Annotated in this window: 17 protein-coding genes; 4 read left to right on the forward strand and 13 right to left on the reverse strand. The window is 45.1% G+C overall.

Annotated features, from left to right (window positions below; all coding sequences use genetic code 11):
- Positions 1-114 precede the first annotated feature (114 nt).
- Positions 115-369, reverse strand: a complete 255-nt coding sequence (locus ACMXI2_RS28645; protein WP_483779298.1) for a hypothetical protein — start codon at positions 367-369, stop codon at positions 115-117.
- Positions 370-420: 51 nt separating this feature from the next.
- Complete coding sequence (locus tag ACMXI2_RS28650; protein ID WP_483779299.1) at positions 421-1,053, reverse strand: hypothetical protein; 633 nt, start codon at positions 1,051-1,053, stop codon at positions 421-423.
- Between the two features lie 445 nt (positions 1,054-1,498).
- Between ACMXI2_RS28650 and ACMXI2_RS28655 the strand changes: the two genes are divergently transcribed.
- Positions 1,499-2,707 carry an FtsK/SpoIIIE domain-containing protein gene (locus ACMXI2_RS28655; RefSeq protein ID WP_483779300.1) on the forward strand — a complete coding sequence of 403 codons (1,209 nt, stop codon included), beginning with the start codon at positions 1,499-1,501 and terminating at the stop codon, positions 2,705-2,707.
- Between the two features lie 129 nt (positions 2,708-2,836).
- Here ACMXI2_RS28655 and ACMXI2_RS28660 read toward each other — a convergent pair whose 3' ends face one another.
- The 4 genes from ACMXI2_RS28660 to ACMXI2_RS28675 form a co-directional block, all read right to left on the reverse strand.
- Positions 2,837-3,322: a hypothetical protein gene (locus tag ACMXI2_RS28660; RefSeq protein ID WP_483782428.1), complete on the reverse strand. Its 486-nt coding sequence runs from the start codon at positions 3,320-3,322 to the stop codon at positions 2,837-2,839.
- Positions 3,238-3,915 carry a DNA-3-methyladenine glycosylase family protein gene (locus ACMXI2_RS28665; RefSeq protein WP_483779301.1) on the reverse strand — a complete coding sequence of 226 codons (678 nt, stop codon included), beginning with the start codon at positions 3,913-3,915 and terminating at the stop codon, positions 3,238-3,240. The genes ACMXI2_RS28660 and ACMXI2_RS28665 overlap by 85 nt, the downstream gene beginning before the upstream one ends.
- 36 nt (positions 3,916-3,951) lie before the next feature.
- Entirely contained in the window at positions 3,952-4,449 is a 498-nt protein-coding gene (locus ACMXI2_RS28670; protein ID WP_483779302.1) for a methylated-DNA--[protein]-cysteine S-methyltransferase, read from the reverse strand.
- 67 nt (positions 4,450-4,516) lie between these two features.
- On the reverse strand, positions 4,517-5,137 hold the full coding sequence (locus ACMXI2_RS28675) for a hypothetical protein (protein ID WP_483779303.1): 621 nt from the start codon (positions 5,135-5,137) through the stop codon (positions 4,517-4,519).
- A gap of 159 nt (positions 5,138-5,296) precedes the next feature.
- Between ACMXI2_RS28675 and ACMXI2_RS28680 the strand changes: the two genes are divergently transcribed.
- Genes ACMXI2_RS28680 through ACMXI2_RS28690 form a run of 3 tightly spaced genes read left to right on the forward strand, consistent with a single transcriptional unit; the run spans position 5,297 to position 10,724 of the window.
- Positions 5,297-6,028: an ImuA family protein gene (locus tag ACMXI2_RS28680; protein WP_483779304.1), complete on the forward strand. Its 732-nt coding sequence runs from the start codon at positions 5,297-5,299 to the stop codon at positions 6,026-6,028.
- 1 nt (position 6,029) lies between these two features.
- A complete protein-coding gene (locus ACMXI2_RS28685) occupies positions 6,030-7,532 on the forward strand; it encodes a Y-family DNA polymerase (protein ID WP_483779305.1) in 1,503 nt (500 codons plus the stop codon).
- 15 nt (positions 7,533-7,547) lie between these two features.
- On the forward strand, positions 7,548-10,724 hold the full coding sequence (locus ACMXI2_RS28690) for an error-prone DNA polymerase (protein ID WP_483779306.1): 3,177 nt from the start codon (positions 7,548-7,550) through the stop codon (positions 10,722-10,724).
- 68 nt (positions 10,725-10,792) lie between these two features.
- Here the strand turns inward: ACMXI2_RS28690 and ACMXI2_RS28695 are convergent, their stop codons facing one another.
- From ACMXI2_RS28695 to ACMXI2_RS28725, 7 genes are all read right to left on the reverse strand, one after another.
- Positions 10,793-11,785: a BBE domain-containing protein gene (locus tag ACMXI2_RS28695; RefSeq protein WP_483779307.1), complete on the reverse strand. Its 993-nt coding sequence runs from the start codon at positions 11,783-11,785 to the stop codon at positions 10,793-10,795.
- Between the two features lie 29 nt (positions 11,786-11,814).
- On the reverse strand, positions 11,815-12,273 hold the full coding sequence (locus ACMXI2_RS28700) for an FAD-binding oxidoreductase (protein WP_483779308.1): 459 nt from the start codon (positions 12,271-12,273) through the stop codon (positions 11,815-11,817).
- Positions 12,274-12,425: 152 nt separating this feature from the next.
- A complete protein-coding gene (locus tag ACMXI2_RS28705) occupies positions 12,426-12,827 on the reverse strand; it encodes a hypothetical protein (protein ID WP_483779309.1) in 402 nt (133 codons plus the stop codon).
- 67 nt (positions 12,828-12,894) lie between these two features.
- Positions 12,895-13,479 (reverse strand): hypothetical protein, encoded by a 585-nt coding sequence (locus ACMXI2_RS28710; protein WP_483779310.1) that lies wholly within the window; start codon positions 13,477-13,479, stop codon positions 12,895-12,897.
- A 423-nt stretch (positions 13,480-13,902) separates the two neighbouring features.
- Entirely contained in the window at positions 13,903-16,362 is a 2,460-nt protein-coding gene (locus ACMXI2_RS28715; RefSeq protein ID WP_483779311.1) for a glycoside hydrolase family 31 protein, read from the reverse strand.
- A 141-nt stretch (positions 16,363-16,503) separates the two neighbouring features.
- Complete coding sequence (locus ACMXI2_RS28720) at positions 16,504-18,042, reverse strand: RagB/SusD family nutrient uptake outer membrane protein (RefSeq protein ID WP_483779313.1); 1,539 nt, start codon at positions 18,040-18,042, stop codon at positions 16,504-16,506.
- Between the two features lie 23 nt (positions 18,043-18,065).
- Positions 18,066-21,017: a SusC/RagA family TonB-linked outer membrane protein gene (locus ACMXI2_RS28725; protein WP_483779314.1), complete on the reverse strand. Its 2,952-nt coding sequence runs from the start codon at positions 21,015-21,017 to the stop codon at positions 18,066-18,068.
- Positions 21,018-21,070: the final 53 nt, after the last annotated feature.

The raw sequence follows: 21,070 nt of genomic DNA on the forward strand, positions 1-21,070 counted from the left end.
TTTTCATTTGATACATGTTTTGATACATGTTTTTGAAAATGGACTAAGATTTATTTTACCTGAAATTGACAATTCTTCAAAGAAGTTCTAAGCATTAAAGGCATAAGAACGGCATTAAACACCTTGTGAATCATGTAATTCTTGATCTTCTATTAAATCGTTCAGTTCCAAGTCCATCTCTTGAACCCACAGAGGCAATACTTGCGCGGATATTTTCCATTGACCAGTTTCGTCTTTTGTCATCCTAAATTGGTTGATCCCAACTATTTTAACCGAGTAATACAAACCGTCGCCATAAAAGGTGGGACTAAAGAAGGCTTCTTTTTTTCCTTCGGTAGTATCTAATGTACAAGAGAAATCATTATACATGGTTAAGTGATTTAAGCGTTTTAATTATTCTATTAACTCTAATATTACGATCTAGAATAGATGATTGAATGTATTGTAGATAGTATTTGCATCAATTTGATTAACTTCTTCAATGGTCTGCTGGTTACGGTTAGTCTTGTCAATATAACTAATAGTGAAGGATGATAGATCTAATGATGTTTGATCTTTAATATGATTAAAGTTACTTCTTGAGGCTAGGACAATTACTTTACAATCCAGATTGATAAAAACTGTCAATTTTTGAATTATGGTAATCATCCTATCGCCCGAACTAGCGATGCCAATTTTTTTACCATTTTTCTCTAATATTGCTGTAAAGTCACTATCGGTAGATCTGCCCGGGTAATTAGATTTTATTGGTTTAAATTCATTATTCAAGCACATTTGGCAAACTAACCGTAAGGTTGATGTTTTACCAACTCCAGTGTTTCCTTTTAGCAGAATGATCATAATATTTATCCAGTTTATTTGAGGTATTAAAAAACGAATTATAGATTGGGTCTTTCTTGGGGTAAAATACAGCCTAGGTAAGGCGATGATAGCAAGGTATATGATATTTAATTCAATGCAAAACAAATAATACATTTGATTATTTAATAATACAAATCTTTTTTTCCCCCTGCCATAGTTTTTGTAAGAGCGTTTACTACCTTTTAAAGGCATTATTCTATGAAGAATCGTATTAATGTTAGTTCCCCAACAAAAATCTTATCCAATCGCCATTATCTTAATGAGGTGCCTGTTGAGGGTAAATCAACCAATAAGTCTAATTTCATGATTGGATGGTATGACCTATATGCTGCGCAAATAATAAGAACCGGGAACTGCATAACCCTATTGAGCAATCCGTACTCAATCACCGTAGACTCCTTTTGAAATATTAATTATTTTGAGTATATAACCAAGTATGTTGGAAATACCCATTACATCTCTTAACCAGATTTCATTCCAACCCTCTTCTATTATTATTTCCAGTGACCTTCTGGGAAACTTAAATTCCAGTTTTTGTTTGGCTTGTAAAAAGATTTCGTTGTTATTTAATTATATTTTTATAATTAAATATTGTTCATAAAAGTGGATATTTATTGGAAAATAAAATATCCTGATAATGGAGCCTTTGAAATATTCACCTTTATTGGACTTGCCAAATTATTCCTTCCCCTTATTCGAGATCGACTATTATCGGTCCAACGAATCTTTAAAAACCTTATGGGAAGCAAAAAATAATCGCACATTTCCAATAATCTGGTCTAAAACGAATGAATTAATTATAAAGGATCTCGCGGAGTTAAAGAATATATTAGTTGTGGGGCCTCCATCATGTGGGAAATCAACCTTCCTTCATCAATTGGTAATTTCATTGTTACTAACAAAACATCCTGCAGAAATAAAGTTTATACTTCTTGATTTCAAGAAACTTGAATTTTCATTATACAATTTGTTGGAAAAACATTTTCTGGCAAAATTACCTAGTGGCGATGATCATCCAATAGTAAGCAAAGCAGATAAGGCCTTGGCTACATTAAATGCACTTGCTATAGAATTGGGATTGAGGTATGATTTATTGAAGGAAGCCACATGTCGAAACATTACTGAGTACAATGATAAGTTTTGCAGTCGTCTATTAAACCCTCAAAAGGGGCATCGGTATCTACCACATTTGTTTTTGGTTATTGATGAATTAGCAGATATATTAATCATTAACAAAAATGAGGCAAACAAGGCACTGGAGAATATTCTAAGTTCAGGGTACAAAGTTGGAATATTGACAATAATAAGTACAAATCAGATTATGGGTGATACAATATCTCCAGGTATTAAGTCGCTTATTCAACATAGAATAGTTTTCAGACTAAATGACAAGAGAGATAATCGCAAATTTCTTGATACGGAAAGTGTTCCAAAATTAATTGAAGAAGGTGAGTTTCTTTATTTGGATTCAGGAAAGGTTAAAAAGGGAAGGACTTTTAATTTAGAACTACCGCTTATTGAAACTGTAATTACAGATATTGTTAAGCAAAAAGGGTATCCAGGCGCCTACCTCTTGCCTGAATACGTGGATTTAACCGAAGATACCATAATCATTGATGATCGTGACCCCTTATTTGAGGACGCGGCAATTATATTAGTCCAATCTCAACAAGGAAGTACTTCGTTATTGCAACGGAGAATGAAATTGGGTTATAATCGTGCTGGACGCTTAATGTATCAATTAGAAGCGGCAGGTATTGTTGGACCTAATATGGGTAGTAATGCAAGAGAGGTCCTGATTAAGACCGAGAGCGAATTAGAATCGCTACTAAACGACTTGATTTAATCGATTGCTTTGTTTTGTTTATAATGCTAACCTCGCAACCATAATCCACCATACAGCCACTATGACCCCTATACTGGCCTGATAACAATTAGATGGTACCTTCCACAAATTATAGAATTACTATAGGGGTCATAGTGGCTCTGATTTATCCCGTCTGAAGTCTCTAATTCTCCTTGTATAAATTAAATTGCAGACTTGCAGTAGCTTTTCAAGATGGGTATTCACCGATAAGATATTAAATTCATCATCTGCTTCTAATTGGGAAGTAGATAACCCAATACCCAATAGCTCGTGAAGTATATACCTCCATTCATATAATTCATATTGGTTGAATATTTTCTTGAATGCCAGATAAGGATTCAAAAATTCTTTCCTTGAAAGGTGCCGGGGAAAATAATCCCATGTATTGAATCGTGGCGCATTTGGGTAATACAGAAAGGGATTCAATAAATCAATCTGCTCATCTTCTTCCAGAAGTATTATCCCTACTCTTTTTGTCGCAGGTATTTCTGTAAGTAGCCCTGTATGATTCACACCTGAAGCGTCACCGCCTTCTTTATTTTCTCCGTTTCTGCGGAGGTGTCTTTTACCCGCACCGACAGGTAATAATGCCACAATATCATAGTAGCAACGGTCCGGTAAGGCTGCCATGCCGCTGATATTCCCAGCAGTTGCTCAGGAGCAGTGTTTTTGGGCAGTTTCTTCACCTGCTTGAGTGCATTCACGGCGGCAAGGTCTCCGATGGGAAAAATATCCGCGCGTTGCAATACAAACATCAGGTACACATCCGCTGTCCAGTTGCCGATCCCTTTCAGCGCCACCAGTGCTTTCCGGACATCCTCATCCGGTAGCTTTTCCATTGCTTTAGGGTTGAATGCTTTGCTTTGAATCGCCTGGGCCAAAAACCGGGCATACGACGTCTTTTGCCGGCTGAAATAACAGGCTTTTAATTCTTCGTCCGTTAATCCCAGTAGTTTGGCAGGAGTTATTTTTGTGAGCCTTTCCCGTAATTTATTAAGCGCCGCTAAGGCGGATGCCAGTGATACCTGCTGCTCCAGTATAATATGTATCAGGCTTTCAAATGTATTGGGGCGTGTCCACATCGGTGGATAACCATATGTTTTTACGATGAAGGCTAACTCCGGATCCTGGGTACATAGTTGATCACAAATAGAGTGAAAGTTTTCCGTTGAAAAGATATGCAACACTTACTTCGGGTTTTGCGGAAAGATAGCATAAACTCTCTAAAATAGCGTCGGACTAACCTTATTTTCTAATTGAAGTAAGCGGTTCTTGTTGGCTATACCACCTGCAAATCCAACTAATTTTCCGGAAGCGCCTATCACCCGGTGACAGGGAGCAATGATAGAAATAGGGTTTTTATTGGCGGCGCCACCAACAGCACGTACTGCTTTCGGATCACCAATTTGTTTGGCGATCTGACCGTAGGTCCTCGTTTCACCGAAAGGAATCGTCAGCAGTGTTTTCCATATCTTCTTTTGAAATGCTGTTCCCACAAAATCCAGTTCCACAGAAAAAGAAGTTCGCTTTTGGGCGAAGTATTCATTGAGTTGTTCTTCTGCCTGGCAGAGGATAGGATGATGTATATCGATGGTGCCGGCGTTTATATTTACGCGGCCAGGAAGTTCGTTTTCCCACAGCACTGCTGCCAAACCTTTATCACTCGCTATCAGTGTCAGTTGCCCTACGGGAGAATCCATTGTTTTATGATAGTAGGTCATCTTTTTATTTTTTATGAGGATACAAATTTACCATCATCAGACATGTAAAAGAACCCGTTTCCTGCCCTTAACGATATTTAACGGCCATTTGAGGAACATAGCCCGCCCTGAAGGTATTTACAACAGAAGCCGGCGTTAAAACAGGTAGTTTGCCACTCCCCGGCAAAGGAATACCTGTTGAATATCCGCTGGGCGACCATAAATACAACAATCCCTTATTAAGAAGGTAGGGTTCCTCCCCGATACTCACAAAAGCGCCGTCAGGCAAGGCATCCGGACTTTCTTCGAACGTAACTTTTAAATGGTGTTCATCTATCCGTTCTGCATGAAGAATGTTATCGATCTCTTTAATAAGCGTTTTTTCGTTAAAACCTTTATCCGGATTACCTTTCAGCCAGAGCGATTTAAATTGATGCGCTGCTGCTTTACGGCATTCAAAACAGGGTCGGTGGCCGGCAGCAAAGGAGGTGGCTTCATCCATAAAGAAGAGTTCTGTATACCGGTCAGGAGCCATTAAAGGTCTTCTCCTGTTTTTAAATGCCAGCACACAGGTAATCCAGGTCTTGATCTTGTATGGGCGGATAATTTCCTGATCGTCGTTGTGTATCACCCCCCGGTTCCCCATAAAAAGCCCTCTCGCTTCTGTCCGGATAATATTACCAAATGGATTAACCCTGTTCTGTAACATGACGATGCGTTTTATTTGAATGGTATTTAAAATTACAGCTTAACGGAGAAATCAGCTGTTCAAGTTATATATACCCGGAAATAATATTGCTAAATTACTAATTAATTTAGTATTATTGCTAAATAAATTAGTTAGAAATATTTAAACCAGCTGTCAACTATGCCCGCAGAAAAAGCAGCTATCATTGCCGGTTTGCAAAGGGAAATCCTCCTTTTGCAGGGTTTTAAACAAGCCAGTAATACGAGTGTGGATATGGGACTTGGGCGGGTTACAGCTGCTTTTCCGAATGCAACATTTCCAACCGGGGCAATACATGAGTTTGTGAGTGCAGCAGCAGAACATACTGCCGCCACTGCCGGATTTATTGGTGGGTTACTGAACGCGTTGATGCAGGGTGGCGGCGCCTGTATATGGATCAGCACCTGCAGGACGCTTTTTCCCCCTGCATTGAAAACCTTTGGTATCGAGCCTGAACGGCTCATCTTTGTAGACCTGAAACGGGAGAAGGATGTACTCTGGGCAATGGAAGAAGCCTTGAAATGTGAAGGACTCGCTGCTGTAATCGGGGAAGTAAAGGATGTCAGTTTTACTGCCTCCCGGCGCCTGCAGCTGGCGGTAGAACAAAGCAGGGTAACCGGGTTTATTATTCGCCGGGAATCCACCGCGTTTAATACCACCGCCTGCGTTTCCCGCTGGCGCATTACACCATTAGCCAGCGAACCGGAAGATGGGTTGCCCGGTGTTGGTTATCCCCGCTGGAATGTTGAACTACTGAAGATCCGGAATGGTAAGCCCGGCATTTGGCAAATAGAATGGTCCACCGGCAGGTTCAGGTTGATGGATGAGCAATCGTCTTCCGCACCGCCGGAGCTGATTCGCAAAATCGGGTAGTATGGCCAGGCGTTTCGTTTCTATATGGTTTCCTCATCTGATGACCGACTGGTTAATCCGTTGCCGCCCTGCTTTACGACAGGAAGCTTTTGTGCTGGCCATCCCGGATCACGGACGGATGATTGTAACTGCCGCCAGTAAAACGGCGCTGTCGCAGGGCATTACAAAGGGAATGGCCGTGGCAGATGCACGGGCGCTTATCGGCACACTGCAGGTGATTGATGATAAGCCCGGACAATCGAACCGCATACTAAACGCACTCGGGGAATGGGCTATCCGATTTACACCAGTAACGGCAACGGATCCTCCCGATGGCCTGTTGTTGGAAGTTACCGGCTGCGCCCACCTTTGGGGCGGCGAAGAAATATATCTGGAAGAGATAGTGACCAGACTTACTCACATTGGATACCAGGTGCGTGCTGGAATGGCCGATACTATCGGCGCTGCATGGGCCATCCCCAGGTTTGGACAAACACCGGCGGTGATTCCCCCCGGCGAGCAGATGGTTGCTCTAATGGACATGCCTCCGGCTGCATTACGACTGGAACCCGCTATCTGCGAAAGGGTAATAAAATTAGGCCTGCGCGAGGCAGGAAGCTTCATAGGAATGCCCCGTACAGTGCTCCGCCGGCGCTTTGGAAGGGAAATGCTGCTCCGGCTTGATCAGTTCACAGGACTGGAAGATGAGGTAATTCAACCCCTGCTGCCGGTTGAACCTTACCAGGAACGACTGCCATGCCTGGAGCCTATTGTAACTGGTACAGGGATTGAAATTGCACTCAGACGATTGCTGGAAATCCTTTGCCATCGCCTTTCCCAGGAAGAAAAAGGATTGCGGAGCGCTCTTCTTAAATGCTATAAGGTAGATGGTGCAATTGAACAATTGGAGATAGGCACAGGACATCCATCACATAACACCAACCACCTGTTCAAACTGTTTGAATCGAAAATACCAACGATTAAACCAGACCTGGGTATTGAGCTATTTGTACTGGAAGCACCTGAAGTGGAAGATGTGCGTCCGTTGCAGGAAACATTCTGGAATGCTGCAGGCGGACTGGAAGATGTGAGTATCGCCGAACTGATCGACCGGCTGGAAGGTAAGACCGGCAAAGGAACCGTTCACCGTTACCTGCCTGCTGAACATCATTGGCCGGAGTGGTCTGTTAAACCGGTTGCCAGCCTAAATGAAAAAACAGCTACTTCCTGGCGAACAGACAGACGCCGTCCCATTCAACTACTTCCTAGGCCTGAACCGATTGAAGTGGCGGCGCCCATACCCGATTATCCTCCAATGCATTTCCGGTATAAAGGGAAAGTGCATAAAGTAAAGAAAGCCGATGGCCCCGAACGGATTGAAAGTGAATGGTGGCTGCAACAAGGACAACACCGGGATTATTATGTAGTGGAAGATGATACCGGTAGCCGCTACTGGCTGTTCAGGCTGGGACACTACACCGGTGATAAACCTCACGCCTGGTTTATTCATGGCTTTTTTGCATGAGAAAATAGAGGAGATATGAGCTACACAGAATTGCAGATAACCACCAACTTTAGCTTTTTAAGAGGAGCATCACATCCGGATGAACTGGTAGAACAGGCCGCTGCCCTGGGTTACAAAGAAATAGCGATTACAGACCGGAATAGCCTCGCCGGCATTGTTCGCGGCCATGCCGCTGCAAAAAACTACGGCATACGCATTATACCCGCCTGCCGGATCGATCTGCTGGATGGACCATCATTACTTGCTTATCCCACCGATACAAAGGCATATGGGCGCCTTTCTGCGTTGCTCACTAAAGGCAACCTGAGAACCGAAAAGGGGCAATGTCATTTATACAAAAATGATGTATTTGAACATGCTGCAGGAATGAAATTTATTGCATTACCACCAACATCTTTGAATGAAAGATTTGAATTTGATCCCAGCTTCAGCATGGCCATGAATGAGTACCGGGAGGCGCTGGGAACAAACCTGTATCTTTCTGCCACCCGCTCTTATCAGGGAGATGATTTTAAGAAATTACACCGTCTTTCACAGCTATCGTCTGAATATAATATTCCTTTGGTAGCTACCGGCGACGTACATTATCATATCCCCGGGCGCCGGCAGCTACAGGATATTGTAACCTGTATCAGGGAAAAATGTACCATTTACACGGCGGGTTACCGCTTGCACGAAAACGCAGAAAGATACTTAAAGCCCCAACAGGAAATGTTACGCCTCTTCCGGCAATATCCCGACGCCGTCCTCCGTACAAAAGAGATTGCAGAGAGCTGCCGGTTTTCTCTTGACTCACTTAAATACATCTACCCGGAAGAAATTACCAGCAACGGCCGCACACCCCAGGAAGAACTTACACATTTAGCATGGCAGGGCGCCAGGGAGCATTTCGGAGATGATATCCCGGAAAAAATTACTACTGCCATTCACTATGAACTGGCTTTTATAAAAGAAATGAATTATGCATCTTACTTTCTGACCGTATATGACATTGTCCGTTTTGCGAGGCAGCAGGGAATCCTTTGCCAGGGCCGCGGTTCAGCAGCAAATTCCACGGTTTGTTATTGCATGGGAATCACTGCGGTAGATCCTACAAAAATCGACCTGCTGTTTGAACGGTTTATTTCCTCCGCTCGTAACGAGCCTCCTGATATTGATGTGGATTTTGAACATGAACGCAGAGAAGAAGTGATTCAATACATTTATGAAAAGTATGGCCGCAACCGTGCTGCCATTGTAGCTACCGTTACACAACAACGGCAAAAAGGCGCTATCCGTGATGTAGGAAAAGCAATGGGCTTATCTGTTGATACCATCAATCGCCTTTCTGCTTCCGTATGGGAATTTACTTCCGAATGGCTGGAAGAGGAAGGGCTTGCAGAACAGGGATTTGATCCGTGTGATCCGCATCTGCGGAAAATGCTGGAACTCACGCGGCAGTTCATCGGTTTTCCTCGTCAGCTCGGGCAACATACCGGTGGCTTTGTTATCACACAGGGCGCCCTCTCTGATCTGTGCCCTGTTTTGAATGCACGCATGGAAAACAGAACCTGTATTGAATGGAATAAAGATGATATCGATGTTCTTGGATTTCTTAAGATAGATGTGCTGGCTCTCGGTATGCTTACCTGCATCCGCAAAGCCTTCGATCTGGCAAAAGCACATCACAACCGTCCTCTTACCCTGGCGAGTGTTCCGCAGGATGATCCGGATGTGTATGAAATGATAGGCCATGCAGATACTATCGGCGTATTCCAGATTGAAAGCCGCGCACAACAATCCATGCTGCCACGGTTAAAACCCACCTGCTTCTATGACCTGGTGATTGAAGTAGCTATTGTAAGACCCGGACCCATCCAGGGCGATATGGTGCACCCTTATCTGCGCCGCCGTAATGGAGAGGAAAAGCCGGATTATCCCTCTCCGGAACTGAAAGAAATTCTAAAAAAAACGTTAGGCGTTCCATTGTTCCAGGAACAGGCGATGAAAATTGCGATCGTGGCAGCCGGCTTTACGCCATCGGAAGCAGATGAACTCCGCAGGAGCATGGCCACCTTCAAAGCACCCGGACAGGTAGCCCGGTTCAGGGAAAAGCTGGTAAATGGCATGGTCGCAAAAGGATACGAAGCCGAATTTGCCCTGCGGGTTTTCAAGCAGCTGGAAGGCTTTGGAAGCTACGGCTTTCCTGAAAGCCATGCCGCCAGCTTTGCCCTGCTGGTATATGTTTCCAGCTGGCTCAAATGTCATTATCCGGATGTTTTTGCATGCGCGCTGTTAAACAGTTTGCCAATGGGCTTTTACCAGCCGGCACAAATTGTTATTGATGCACGTAAACACGGCGTGGAAGTACGACCGGCAGATGTAAATCTTTCTCTCTGGGATAATATACTGGAAGAAAAAACAGACAGGTTGTGTCCACTACGCCTCGGTTTTCGCCAAATAAAAGGGATCAGCCAGGAAGATGTACAGGCGTTAATTGCCTGCCGGAATACAGGCTACACAACCATTCATGCACTCCGGGATGCCGGCGTTACCCTGATCACCCTGGAAAAACTGGCTGATGCAGATGCCTTCCGGTCAATGGGGCTCGATCGCCGTCAGGCGCTTTGGGAAGTATCCGCATTGCACGACCGCCCCATTGGTATCTTCACGGGACAGCCATCTGAAAGCGCTGTTGAATCGCAGGTGCAGCTACCGGAAATGACGATATCAGAACATGTAGTACATGATTACAGTGCCACCACGTTGTCTTTAAAAGCACATCCTGTAAGCTTTGTCCGGGAAAAATTACAGTTGCTGCATATTCTTTCCGCAAAAGAACTGGATGGCGTCATGAATGGTGCAGCAGTGAAAATAGCAGGTCTTGTACTGGTGCGTCAAAGACCAGGTACCGCCAAAGGCGTTTGCTTTATCACTATCGAAGATGAAACCGGATGCAGTAACCTGGTAGTTTTTCAACAACAGTTCGACAAGTACCGTAAAGAAATCCTGCAGGCCAGGCTGTTGATGGTGGAAGGAACCCTGCAACGCGAAGGTGAAGTGGTACACGTTATTGTAAAACGTTGTTACGACCTGTCTAAATTCTTACGTCAGTTACTTCCTTCAAAAACAGAAAATCAGCTAATGCAACCGCAATCAAAAAAGGAGGAGATATCAGCGACTTTGTTTTCTGAAGCAAGAAATTTTAAATAGCTGTTTACACATCTCAGGTCAGTGGCGTGTTAGCCTTTCCCCGCCAGCATTTCCTGCATTCCAGGCGTTTACACACCCTCCACTCCCAACCTGTGCCGGAATATCCCGCAAGGATCCCACTTTCCTTTTACACGTTGCAGCCGCTCATAGTTATCCTGATAGTAAAATACATGCCACGGCACGCCCGATTTATTAAATTGTTCATCCGCCATATCTGCATCCGGGTGCGCAATCAAACATCCGCCTGCCTGTTCACCAGGAACGGGTACTCCGCCTGTTTGCTCAAACAGCTCCTGGTAAATATTACGTGTCCATGCAACAGACTTCGCTTCGTCTGCCGCATCTAACCACCCGGATGTACAGGCGGTCGCTAAAATTGAGTCCCGCTGGGGGAATGCAGTAGCATCTGCAGCTACCCCATTCATTTTGCCGCCAAAAAATGCTACCCCAACCATACCTCCCGGCACATCATTATGCTCCGTAAGATACCGGTATATTACCCCGATCTGTGCCAGCGAATAGGGCGCACGTAACAGCGCGTCCTTTACTTTGAAGGCCGCCTGTTGCTCCACGAAAATATCCGGAAATGGCTGCAATGCAAATTCCACCCAACGCATCGGTTTTCGTATGGCCCTTCCAGTTATACCGAGACCGGCAGAAATTGCGGCGGCAAATTCTTCTGCTATTTCTTCCGGACAATCTGATAGTACCGCTTTCAACATAATTTTTCCGGTTACTTTATTCGACAAGAAAAGAGTGGCAAACAAGCTTCCGGTCTCTGTGTCCGCACGGCTGTGCATCTTCCCCCATTCTCCGAAATTCTCTGTCAGCTGTTTAAATACATGTTCGTCTACCTGTTTCCAATCCCACTCCATCTCCATTGTTTCCAATACTTCCGGCGACTTGGGTAATAACAGGGAAGGATCGCGCTCATTCACGCCGGCTGCACGAAACCAATAACGGGTAACGACTCCAAAATTTCCGGTACCGCCTCCTGTATGCGCCCACCAGAGTTCCCGGTTACTATCTGTTTCTTCCCTTGTGGCAATCACTTTTTCCACCTGCCGCTCATTATTTACCCAGAGTACTTCTACGGCATATAAATAATCGACCCCAGTCCATGATGGCGATGCAGAAAGCCAAAAGCGCCCCCGGATATATGTCCTCCTATCCCGATGGCCGGATGTTGTCCTGCCGGGAGTAAAACGCCCCACCGGTGGTCCAGCGTTTCAATTACTTCTCCCAAAGTTGCGCCTGCCGCTACTTCAATCGCGTTCATTTCCTCGTTATAGCGGATACCTTTCATCTGTGAAATATCAATCACTAATTCTACTGCCGGATCACTCACAAAGTTTTCAAGACAGTGGCCGCCACCACGTACCACTACACGTTTGTTGTTGTCTACTGCATATTGCAACGCATCTTTCAATTCATCGGCAGTAGTTACCGGAATAATCCCGGAAGGATGTCCCTTCCATCTCTGGTTAACGCCCCGGCTGTTCCACTGATCGTAAGTCGTATCCCTCGGTGTGATAATGTTCAGCGTCATAATGATTACGTTTTAAGATGATAACTGATCAGCCTCGTTCTCAATATATAACCTGTTAGCAGCACCGGGTTCAGCTAAAATCCCGGTGTAATTGATGTAGCGGGTGTAACGAATGTAATAAATGTAATGGGAACTATAAAACGATACAAAAGTTAGCGGGAAATTATATTTTCCAATTCTTTAAGCCGTTTTTCCTGCGCCACTAACGCCTGTTGTTGCCTCGTAATCACGTTCTGCTGCTGGTTCAGCTGCTTTTGCTGATTGATCAGATATAAGGTCAGCTCTTCAATTTTCTGCATCTGTTTTTGTTGCATGCTGCCGAGATCAAGCCCTTCTCTCATAATTTCTTCTTCAGAAGGTATTTCAGGCAAATGTTTTTTAGTACTGATGTAGTTTTCGACTTCTGCTAATGCCGGCAGTTGATAGCCGGCCTCAAAAACATAGTCTGCCCAGCCTGTCAACGTTACTTTTACCCGTTGAGCAGTTATCAGGCCGGCCACAGCCAGCAGCGACTGTGGTGCGCTGGTTCCAATACCCACATTACCGTTATCCATTATTGTAAATCGTGGTCTGCATAATCCCCCTGAACATCCTGCAACATCGTATGCCCAAAACTGCAGACTATTGCCAAAACTGCAGACTATTGCCATAACTTCCGGACATATTATATATTTTCCATAAGCTTGCGGTGCCTGCAACCGTTTTAGCCGGATTAGCCAATGTAATATTTCCGCCTATATTGGGATCCGAAATACCACTCATGAGCCCTCCGTTAGCGATAATACTACCGGCAACCTCCAGTTTAGCAGTAGGTACAGATTTTCCAATGCCAACATTGTTTTCGGCTGTAAGAAAAATGCCGGCCTCCGTATTGTTGGCGGCATTATTTTGCAGGGCAAACGTATTACTATTACGTAAAAAACCCATCCCTGCTATTTTTTGGCCACTCCTTATAAATGCGAGATGAAAAGTGTTATCCCCCTGGTCTGCCAGTCTTGATATCTGGATACCTTTACTGTATATAATGGGGTCGTAAGCCTCGCCGAAATTAACAACCCCCTGGTATCGTGATGGGCCTGCTACTTGCAGCGAAAATGGAGTGCCGGCGCCAATAGTTACCGCGCCACTTGCAGGAAAGTTGTTCTGCGCCCGAAGAACGAATGAAATGCAACAAAGAAGACAATAGGTTAAACATACCTTTTTCATGTAAATGGATTTTATATAAATATGAGAGATACCGGGTAACATATAGGGGTATAAATTCCTGTAGATTTGGTCCGACTTACAGGGCATAGGGCTTTGTCGGATTTTCATAAAAAAAAAGATTTAATTAACATAAACAGGTTAATTATTTACTACCTGTGTTTCTTCGTCATCGTTTTATACACTCTTCGGGAGTTCCGTAAGCACCGGGTAAAATTTCCAGGGTGTCCTGTTCAAATGTTTTGTAAAGATTGATCAGCGAAATTATATCAGGGGAGATAGTATGCCGTACGGCAGTAACCGTTATATTTTGTTGGCGGGCAATGCCTATACAGGCGAAAGGAAAAGCAACAGCAGAAAAGGTAAATATTTCATACCCAAATATAAAGAAGACCCCCTGGAAAATCCAGGAGGCCGTTCTTATTATTACAAATCCACGTTAATTAGCTGATTACCATTATCAAAGGTTGCCTGCTGTACAGTGCAACGCTCTGCGGGAATCGAGGATCCTTGCGGATCAAAGCGTGATATAGGTGAAAGGAAAGAATAACCAGTTGACGCTAACGATAGCGGACTACCATTAACGGTTACACTTTTTTGGTCCCCAAATCCGTGGAGTAATAATTTAATGTGATGAAATTTAGAGGCATAACTACCACTTGTTTTTTCCAGTGTGATTTTTTTATCAGCAGGATGATAAATGATAGTTCGTTGATAATACACTCCTTTCTCGTTATCAAAAGTTTCTCCGTCATCTTCATAATAAACAAATGTATTTTGTTTATCACCTTTGTAAATGTGCAGGAAAAGCGTATCTGATGGCTTTTCAGAAGTATTTTGTATCAACGATTGCATAGGGATGATGCTGCTTTCTTTTACATATACCGGCAGTGTTTTTATATTCAGTGGTGTAATTACTTCCTGCTTACCGGCAGTGATTGTGTCGTTGTAAAGATTATACCATTTTCCTTCGGGGAAGTAGATGGAACCGAATTCCTTAGTGCTCTCGAAAGGTGCTATCATAAATCCATTTCCATAACCATACTGGTTCTGGAAGCGCGTATCGTAAATATTGGCGTCAAAGGTATTGGTGAGCGCCAGGGTACGCATAACTGGCATGCCTGTACGTGTAGCCTCATACATGGAGCTGTAGAGGTAAGGAAGCAAACGGTAACGGAGATTTACATAGTTGCGGGAAATTTCCAGCACCTCTTCTCCATATGCCCACGGTTCAGACGACTTGGTATTTACGCCTGTATGGTTACGATAATAAGGAATGAATGCGCCGATCTGCATCCAGCGGGCATACAAACTCACGGTAGGATTCCCGGTAAAACCGCCTATGTCCATACCGGAAAAAGGCATGCCGCTAATACCCAAACTGTTCATCAGGCGAACGCCCAGCAGCATATGATCTTCTTCTGCCCGGTTGTCGCCGGTCCAGATGGCACTGTAGCGCTGTGAGCCGGCATAAGCAGCCCTGGTTAACAGGAAGGGGCGTTTCTTTAATTCCTCCCTGGAACCTTCATAGCTGGCGCGCACCATTTCAAGGCCATATACATTGTGCGCCTGCTGGTGGGTTACCGGGCTACCTTCGTAATCGAAGATCACGTTGTTGGGCATTTTCTGTCCCCAGGTGGCAATTTCATTCATATCGTTCCATATGCCGCGCACACCGTCACGCATATACGATTTTATCTGTCCTTTCCACCAGTCGCGGCCTTTAACACTGGTAAAGTCCGGGAAGTGGCACCAGCCGGGCCATACCTGCCCGGTATAGTTTTGTCCGTCGCTGTATTTGATAAAGATGTTTTCTTTTTTTCCACTTTCGTAAGCGGCATAGCCCTCTTCTACTTTTATGCCAGGGTCTACGATCACTGTAATTTTGAATCCCATATCATTCAGTTGTTTACTGAGTTGCCGGGGATTGGGGAAACGGTCTTTGTTCCAGGTAAACAGTTTATAGGCGTCCATGTAATGGATGTCGAGAGTAATACCATCCGCGGGAATCTTTTTCTCCCGAAGGGTTTGCGCAATGCGTAATACTTCTGTGTCGGGGTAATAGCTGTAGCGGTTCTGCTGGTATCCGAGGCTCCACAGCGGAGGCATGGGCATGCGGCCGGTGAGGTTGGTGTAAGAGGTAATGATATCCGCCATTTGAGGGTGATAGATGAAGTAATAATTCATCTCTCCTCCTTTTGCGCCAAAAGAAGAAAAACGGTTATTGCTGGCGCCGAAGTTAAAATCGCTCTGGAAGGTATTGTCGAAGAAAATACCGTAGTTAATATGATGATGTATGCCTACGTAAAACGGTATGGTGGCGTATATAGGGTCCTGGTTGGCAGCATAGCCAAACTTGTCGGAGTTCCAGTTCGTATAGCCTTCACCTTTACGGTCGAGGTTACCCGTTTTTTCACCAAGACCAATAAATCGCTCGCCTTCCTGCATTTTCTTGTAAGTTGTTACTTCATCGCCAATCCAGGAAGTGGTTAATCCATCCTCATCCTCATTGATCACTTCTCCCGAAGGGGTAAGAAAACGGATGGCAAACGGATTTTTGGAAATGCGCAGTTGCAGGGAATCTGTGGTTACGTTTATTTCACTGTTATTTTGGGTAGTTTGTAACCGGGTGGTGGCGGGTTTGGCAATCACGGCATAAGAAAAATCTGCGGCAAGCGGATGCTGATCCATTCTTACCCGGATCACGGATGGGCTGTACACGGTGATTTCCGCGAATGCATTTTCTGCACTGATTTTTATCTGTTGCCCTGAGATGCTGACCGTATTTATTTTACCGATCTTTTTTACCTGGTTTTGTGCCTGGGCTGACAGGCAGGAAAGTAGTAAAATCCATCCTGAGCGCCTTAGCAGAGCTTTTGTATACATAAGAATGATTGAATGGCTACGCAAAAAACTCCCCTGTCGCATTAGCTGTGTAATGCGTAACAGATATAAAATACAGTTAGGGAGAAGGTTTTGCTGCGGGGCAGAGCTTATCCGGCCCTGCCCGCAACAAAAGAATAATTATTAGTAACCCGGGTTTTGTACAAGATTTGGATTTACAGCGAGATCACTGGTTGGAATCGGGAACAGCAGGTATTTTGGATCGCTTACGGTTTTCAGCTGCCATGCGTCCAGGTATTTACCAAAGCGGATCAGATCCATTCTTCTCCAGCCTTCCCAATATAATTCACGGCCTCTTTCAGCAAGCATTTTGGTGAGATCAATGCTGGTGAATAGAGTAGCGCCGCGTTTCACACGGAGGTCGTTTACAATCGGGAGTGCCGCTGCTGCATTGCCTGTTCTGATCAGCGCCTCTGCTTTCATCAGCACTGCATCCGCATAACGGAAAAATACGAAGTCGTTGGTGGCATTGCTACCACTGGAACCCATATCAGGAGGATATTTCACAACCCTGATACCAGACATTTCCACTTGCGTACCGGTGGCTCTCAGTTCTACTTCGCGGGTAAAGATAAGGGGGCGGTTGCTTCTGTCCAGGATCTTATTGCCGTTCTGATCGTATTGCTGGCCTAAAAGGAAGCCTACTTTCAAACCGGAAACATTGGTAACACCTGCGTAGTCGCCGCCTCTGCGGGTATCTGTTGCTTCAAATGAATCATAGAAATCAGACAAGGTGGTGAAGCCATTCCATCCGCTGGGATTCTGGCTATAGTGCAGGGTACACATCCAACGGCAGTATACATTGTTGCCGTTACGGTTGTTACTGACACCGGGGCCATTCAGCTGGGTAAAGATATTTTCGGTCGATTTCGCATCGTTATCTCTTGCGAAAGTGTCGAAATATTTCGGCTGAAGGCTATAACCACTGGCTGTTATCTGATCCGCCAGGGCAATCACTTTTTGCATGTCAGCGGCATCGAAAGTGGGGGCTTGCCTGTTCAGGAAAGCGCCTTTATTCAGATATACTTTCATCAACAGGAAGCGGGCCGCATCCTGGTTGGCTACATAAGCATCCTTGGCGGTTACCCTATCCGGCAGGTTAGGCAGGATGGCATTCAGTTCAGAAATAATGAAATCCAAACCTTCCGCTGCCTTATACACTTTTGGTGCTTCCAGCAGGTTTTCGCCCGGGCTACGGAACGGTACCTGACCATAGAGGTCAATCACCGCAAACATAGAGAAGGCACGCAGAAAACGCGCTTCCGCCTCTTGTCTTGGCGTAGGACGGAAATTTAATACGTTGGTAGCGCTGAATTGTTCCAGCAATAGTGCGCTGAAGGTATTCTGAATATGTGCATGATCTGGTGTCCACTGGTGTTGGTGGAGGGCGCGCCACACACCGTTATCATCCCAGTCGCCGCCACGTGTGGGTCCGAGCGCTTCGTCGGTACTGATTTCACACATGCCCCAGGTCTGCGAGAAATCCTGGTAGGCATTCTGCAGATTATCATAAGCGGATCCCAGTAACTGGGAGGCTTTGATTAGTGAATCGGCCTGTTGCTGATTCAGGTTACTTCCCAGGTCCTCTTTCAGACTGCAGGCAGTAAAACCAACGCTGCAGGCGATTACCAATGCTGTTTTAATGATATGTTGAGTCGTCATTGTGGTCTTTTTTTAGAAGTAGATTATAAGGTAAACTGTACACCAAGCATAAAGGTTCTTGCAGTTGGGTATGGAGAGTACTCTATACCAAAGGAGCTTACACCATTTATGTTTTTATCAGTATTTACTTCCGGATCAAATCCAGTATACTTTGTAATTACGAACAGGTTCTGACCAGTTACGGATACGGCAGCAGCTCTGAATACTTTACCCACCGGGCCCAAGTTGTAGGAGATGGTGAGGTTATCCAGTTTCAGGAAGTTGCCGTTTTCCAGGTAGCGGGAAGAGGCGGCGGGAGAGTTAGTTTGTGCTTCTCCGTTACCTACCAGTGCTTTCGCAATGTTCCTGGAGCCCAGGTTACCGATTGGTAACACGGTGTTGGCGGTGTTGTTATACACCTGGAAACCAAAGGCGCCGTGAGAGCTGGCAGACATAGTCCATTTTTTATAGGCTACTTCTGTATTGATACCCAGTAATACTTTTGGATTCGGGTTAGTCATGTAATAAAGGGTGTTGCCGTTATCGGAGTAAATGCTCACGCCTTTATCATCGAAGCCTTCAAATCTGCGGAGGTAGAAAGTATTTAACGGATAACCGTTAGCCAGGCGCTGCGAGGTTACGCCGGATACGCCCTGTCCGTCGATGGAACCGGTATTAACAGTAGGACCGGAATAACCCGACATTTCGTTTTTCAGCCAGGTAGCGTTTACACCCAGGTTCCATAACCAGTTTTTAGACTGAATGATATTTCCTTTAAGAGACAGTTCCACACCGGTATTCATTACTTTACCCGGTAAATTGATCCAGTAGCTGGAGGCCGGAGCCGGTTGAATAGCCGGGAAGCTGAACAACAGGTTGGTAGTGTTTTTCAGGAAGTAATCCACGGTACCGCTGATCCTGCCTTTGAGGAAGCCGAAATCCACGCCAACGTTCAGTTGTTTGGATTCTTCCCATTTCAGGTCCGGATTTGGTACGTTGATGAGACTGGCTTTACCGCCGGTAGTTAAACCGTACTGGGCTTGTGCTGCACCGGCAGGAAATTCCTGGTTACCGGTAATACCATAACCGGCCCTTAATCCGAGGTTGCTAAAGAAGGTGTTATCCTTCATGAATCCTTCGTTGGAAATATTCCATTTGGCGGCAAAGGAAGGGAAGTAACCATAACGGTTGTTGGCGCCGAATTTACTGGAACCATCGGCCCTCATCGTAGCGGTGAGGATATATTTTTCTTTTGCATTTACAGTTACCCTGCCAAAGAAAGATTGCAGCTCAGAGCTTGGATTACGGAAAGAGTTCATATTGGTATTCACCTGGTCGGGTGTCTGGAGGATGTCTGTGTAATCTACCGCATTGGTAGGAAACCCTCTGGCGCCAAGGCCTACACCGGAGTAAGCAAATTTCTGATATTCATAACCTACCATTGCGCCCAGGTTCCAGCCAGTGGAGAACTCTTTGGTATAGCTCAGGGTATTATTGAATAATTGAGTAGTCAGTTCTGCAGTATTATATGCTGCAATACCTTCACCCAATATCTGGTCGATGTTAATGGAAGAATCAAGTGAGGCCCTTCTTTGTCCTACCTGGTGATTTACGCTGTACATCATGCGGTATTCCCAGTTGTCATTGAATTTGAAATACGGGGAAATGCTTGCCAGGATATAGCTGATGTTGGCTTTATCGTTATAACCCTGCGACATATTCATTGGGTTGATCGCCTGGTTTTTCGCGAGGATGTTCAGTGACCCGTCCGGTTTGGTCAGCGGTAAGGTTGGGTTCCACTGTAGTGCCTGGCCGATCAAACTTCCGGTGAAACCGGCATTGTTGGAAATAGGCGCTAATTGTTCGCTGGTTTGTGCCGCCATGATGCCGTAATCGATTCCCAGTTGTTTGCTTTCCAGGAATTTGTTCTGGCCACTGAGGGTGGCGGTATATTTCTTCATGCCTGTTTTCTTCACAATACCCTGCTGGTCCTGTAAACCAAAGGATGCTCTGTAGCGGCCGGTTTCACTTCCACCACTCATCGCCACCTGTACATTCTGGGTAACACCGGTTCTGAGGATAGAGCCAAGTCCGTCAGCGCTGCCGCCCCCGTCACCGGAGAGATCGTATTCTTTTAAGGCAGCACGGTATTCATCTGCATTGAGTACATCGAGCTTTCTCATGATGTTGCTCATCCCTACCGAATAGTTTACATCTACCACGGTAGGACCTACTACTCCTTTTTTAGTATTGATGATGATGACACCGTTTGAACCACGGGAACCATAGATGGCGGTGGCAGAAGCATCTTTCAATACTTCCATCGTAGCAATATCATTGCTGTTGATAAAGTTGAGTGGGTTGGCGTCCGGTGTTTGTCCCAATCCCGTGAGACTCAGGGAAGGACGTGCTACGCGGCCATCCAGGGGAACTCCATCCACCACATAAAGAGGCTGGTTACCGGTACGGACAGAAGACACGCCCCTGATCCTTACCGTGGCGGAGGCGCCGGGAGCGCCGTTGTTATTCAGTATCATCAATCCGGATACTTTACCCTGGATCAGCTGATCAGGGGCGGAAGTGATACCCTTATTAAAATCGGCGGCTTTCACCTGGGCAATAGCACCGGTAATGTCCTTTTTACGGGTGGTACCATAACCTACTACCACCACATCTGTGAGGGTCGTATTTTCCTGTGTCAGCTGTACGTTTACGCTTGTTTTGCCTGCAATACTCACTTCCTGGGAGGTATATCCTATAAAAGTGATGATTAGTGCAGAAGCTTCAGGAGGTACTGTTACTTTAAAAACCCCATCGGCATCAGCAGAAGTTCCGCTTTTAGTACCTTTTACCTGAACAGTGGCGCCTGGGATAGCAACGCCGTTCCTGTCAGTGATCTTGCCGGTAATGGTCTTGTTTTGTGCGGCTACAATACCTTGTATTGCCAAAAGCAATGTGCACAAAAAAAGATTCTTGATGGATCTTGTTTTAAACATAAAGTGGATTTTTTAAGCAGTCACGTAATACTGCTTCCGTGGATTAAATGTTT

This window comes from Chitinophaga sp. G7 BAM 1005, from assembly GCF_057126945.1.

Excerpts from the sequence above, each read along its gene's own strand:
- ACMXI2_RS28645 (WP_483779298.1), bottom strand. The coding sequence starts at position 369 with ATGTATAATGATTTCTCTTGTACATTAGATACTACCGAAGGAAAAAAA.
- ACMXI2_RS28650 (WP_483779299.1), bottom strand. The coding sequence starts at position 1,053 with ATGCCTTTAAAAGGTAGTAAACGCTCTTACAAAAACTATGGCAGGGGG.
- ACMXI2_RS28655 (WP_483779300.1), top strand. The coding sequence starts at position 1,499 with ATGGAGCCTTTGAAATATTCACCTTTATTGGACTTGCCAAATTATTCC.
- ACMXI2_RS28670 (WP_483779302.1), bottom strand. The coding sequence starts at position 4,449 with ATGACCTACTATCATAAAACAATGGATTCTCCCGTAGGGCAACTGACA.
- ACMXI2_RS28675 (WP_483779303.1), bottom strand. The coding sequence starts at position 5,137 with ATGTTACAGAACAGGGTTAATCCATTTGGTAATATTATCCGGACAGAA.
- ACMXI2_RS28680 (WP_483779304.1), top strand. The coding sequence starts at position 5,297 with ATGCCCGCAGAAAAAGCAGCTATCATTGCCGGTTTGCAAAGGGAAATC.
- ACMXI2_RS28685 (WP_483779305.1), top strand. The coding sequence starts at position 6,030 with ATGGCCAGGCGTTTCGTTTCTATATGGTTTCCTCATCTGATGACCGAC.
- ACMXI2_RS28690 (WP_483779306.1), top strand. The coding sequence starts at position 7,548 with ATGAGCTACACAGAATTGCAGATAACCACCAACTTTAGCTTTTTAAGA.
- ACMXI2_RS28700 (WP_483779308.1), bottom strand. The coding sequence starts at position 12,273 with ATGACGCTGAACATTATCACACCGAGGGATACGACTTACGATCAGTGG.
- ACMXI2_RS28705 (WP_483779309.1), bottom strand. The coding sequence starts at position 12,827 with ATGGATAACGGTAATGTGGGTATTGGAACCAGCGCACCACAGTCGCTG.
- ACMXI2_RS28710 (WP_483779310.1), bottom strand. The coding sequence starts at position 13,479 with ATGAAAAAGGTATGTTTAACCTATTGTCTTCTTTGTTGCATTTCATTC.
- ACMXI2_RS28715 (WP_483779311.1), bottom strand. The coding sequence starts at position 16,362 with ATGTATACAAAAGCTCTGCTAAGGCGCTCAGGATGGATTTTACTACTT.
- ACMXI2_RS28720 (WP_483779313.1), bottom strand. The coding sequence starts at position 18,042 with ATGACGACTCAACATATCATTAAAACAGCATTGGTAATCGCCTGCAGC.
- ACMXI2_RS28725 (WP_483779314.1), bottom strand. The coding sequence starts at position 21,017 with ATGTTTAAAACAAGATCCATCAAGAATCTTTTTTTGTGCACATTGCTT.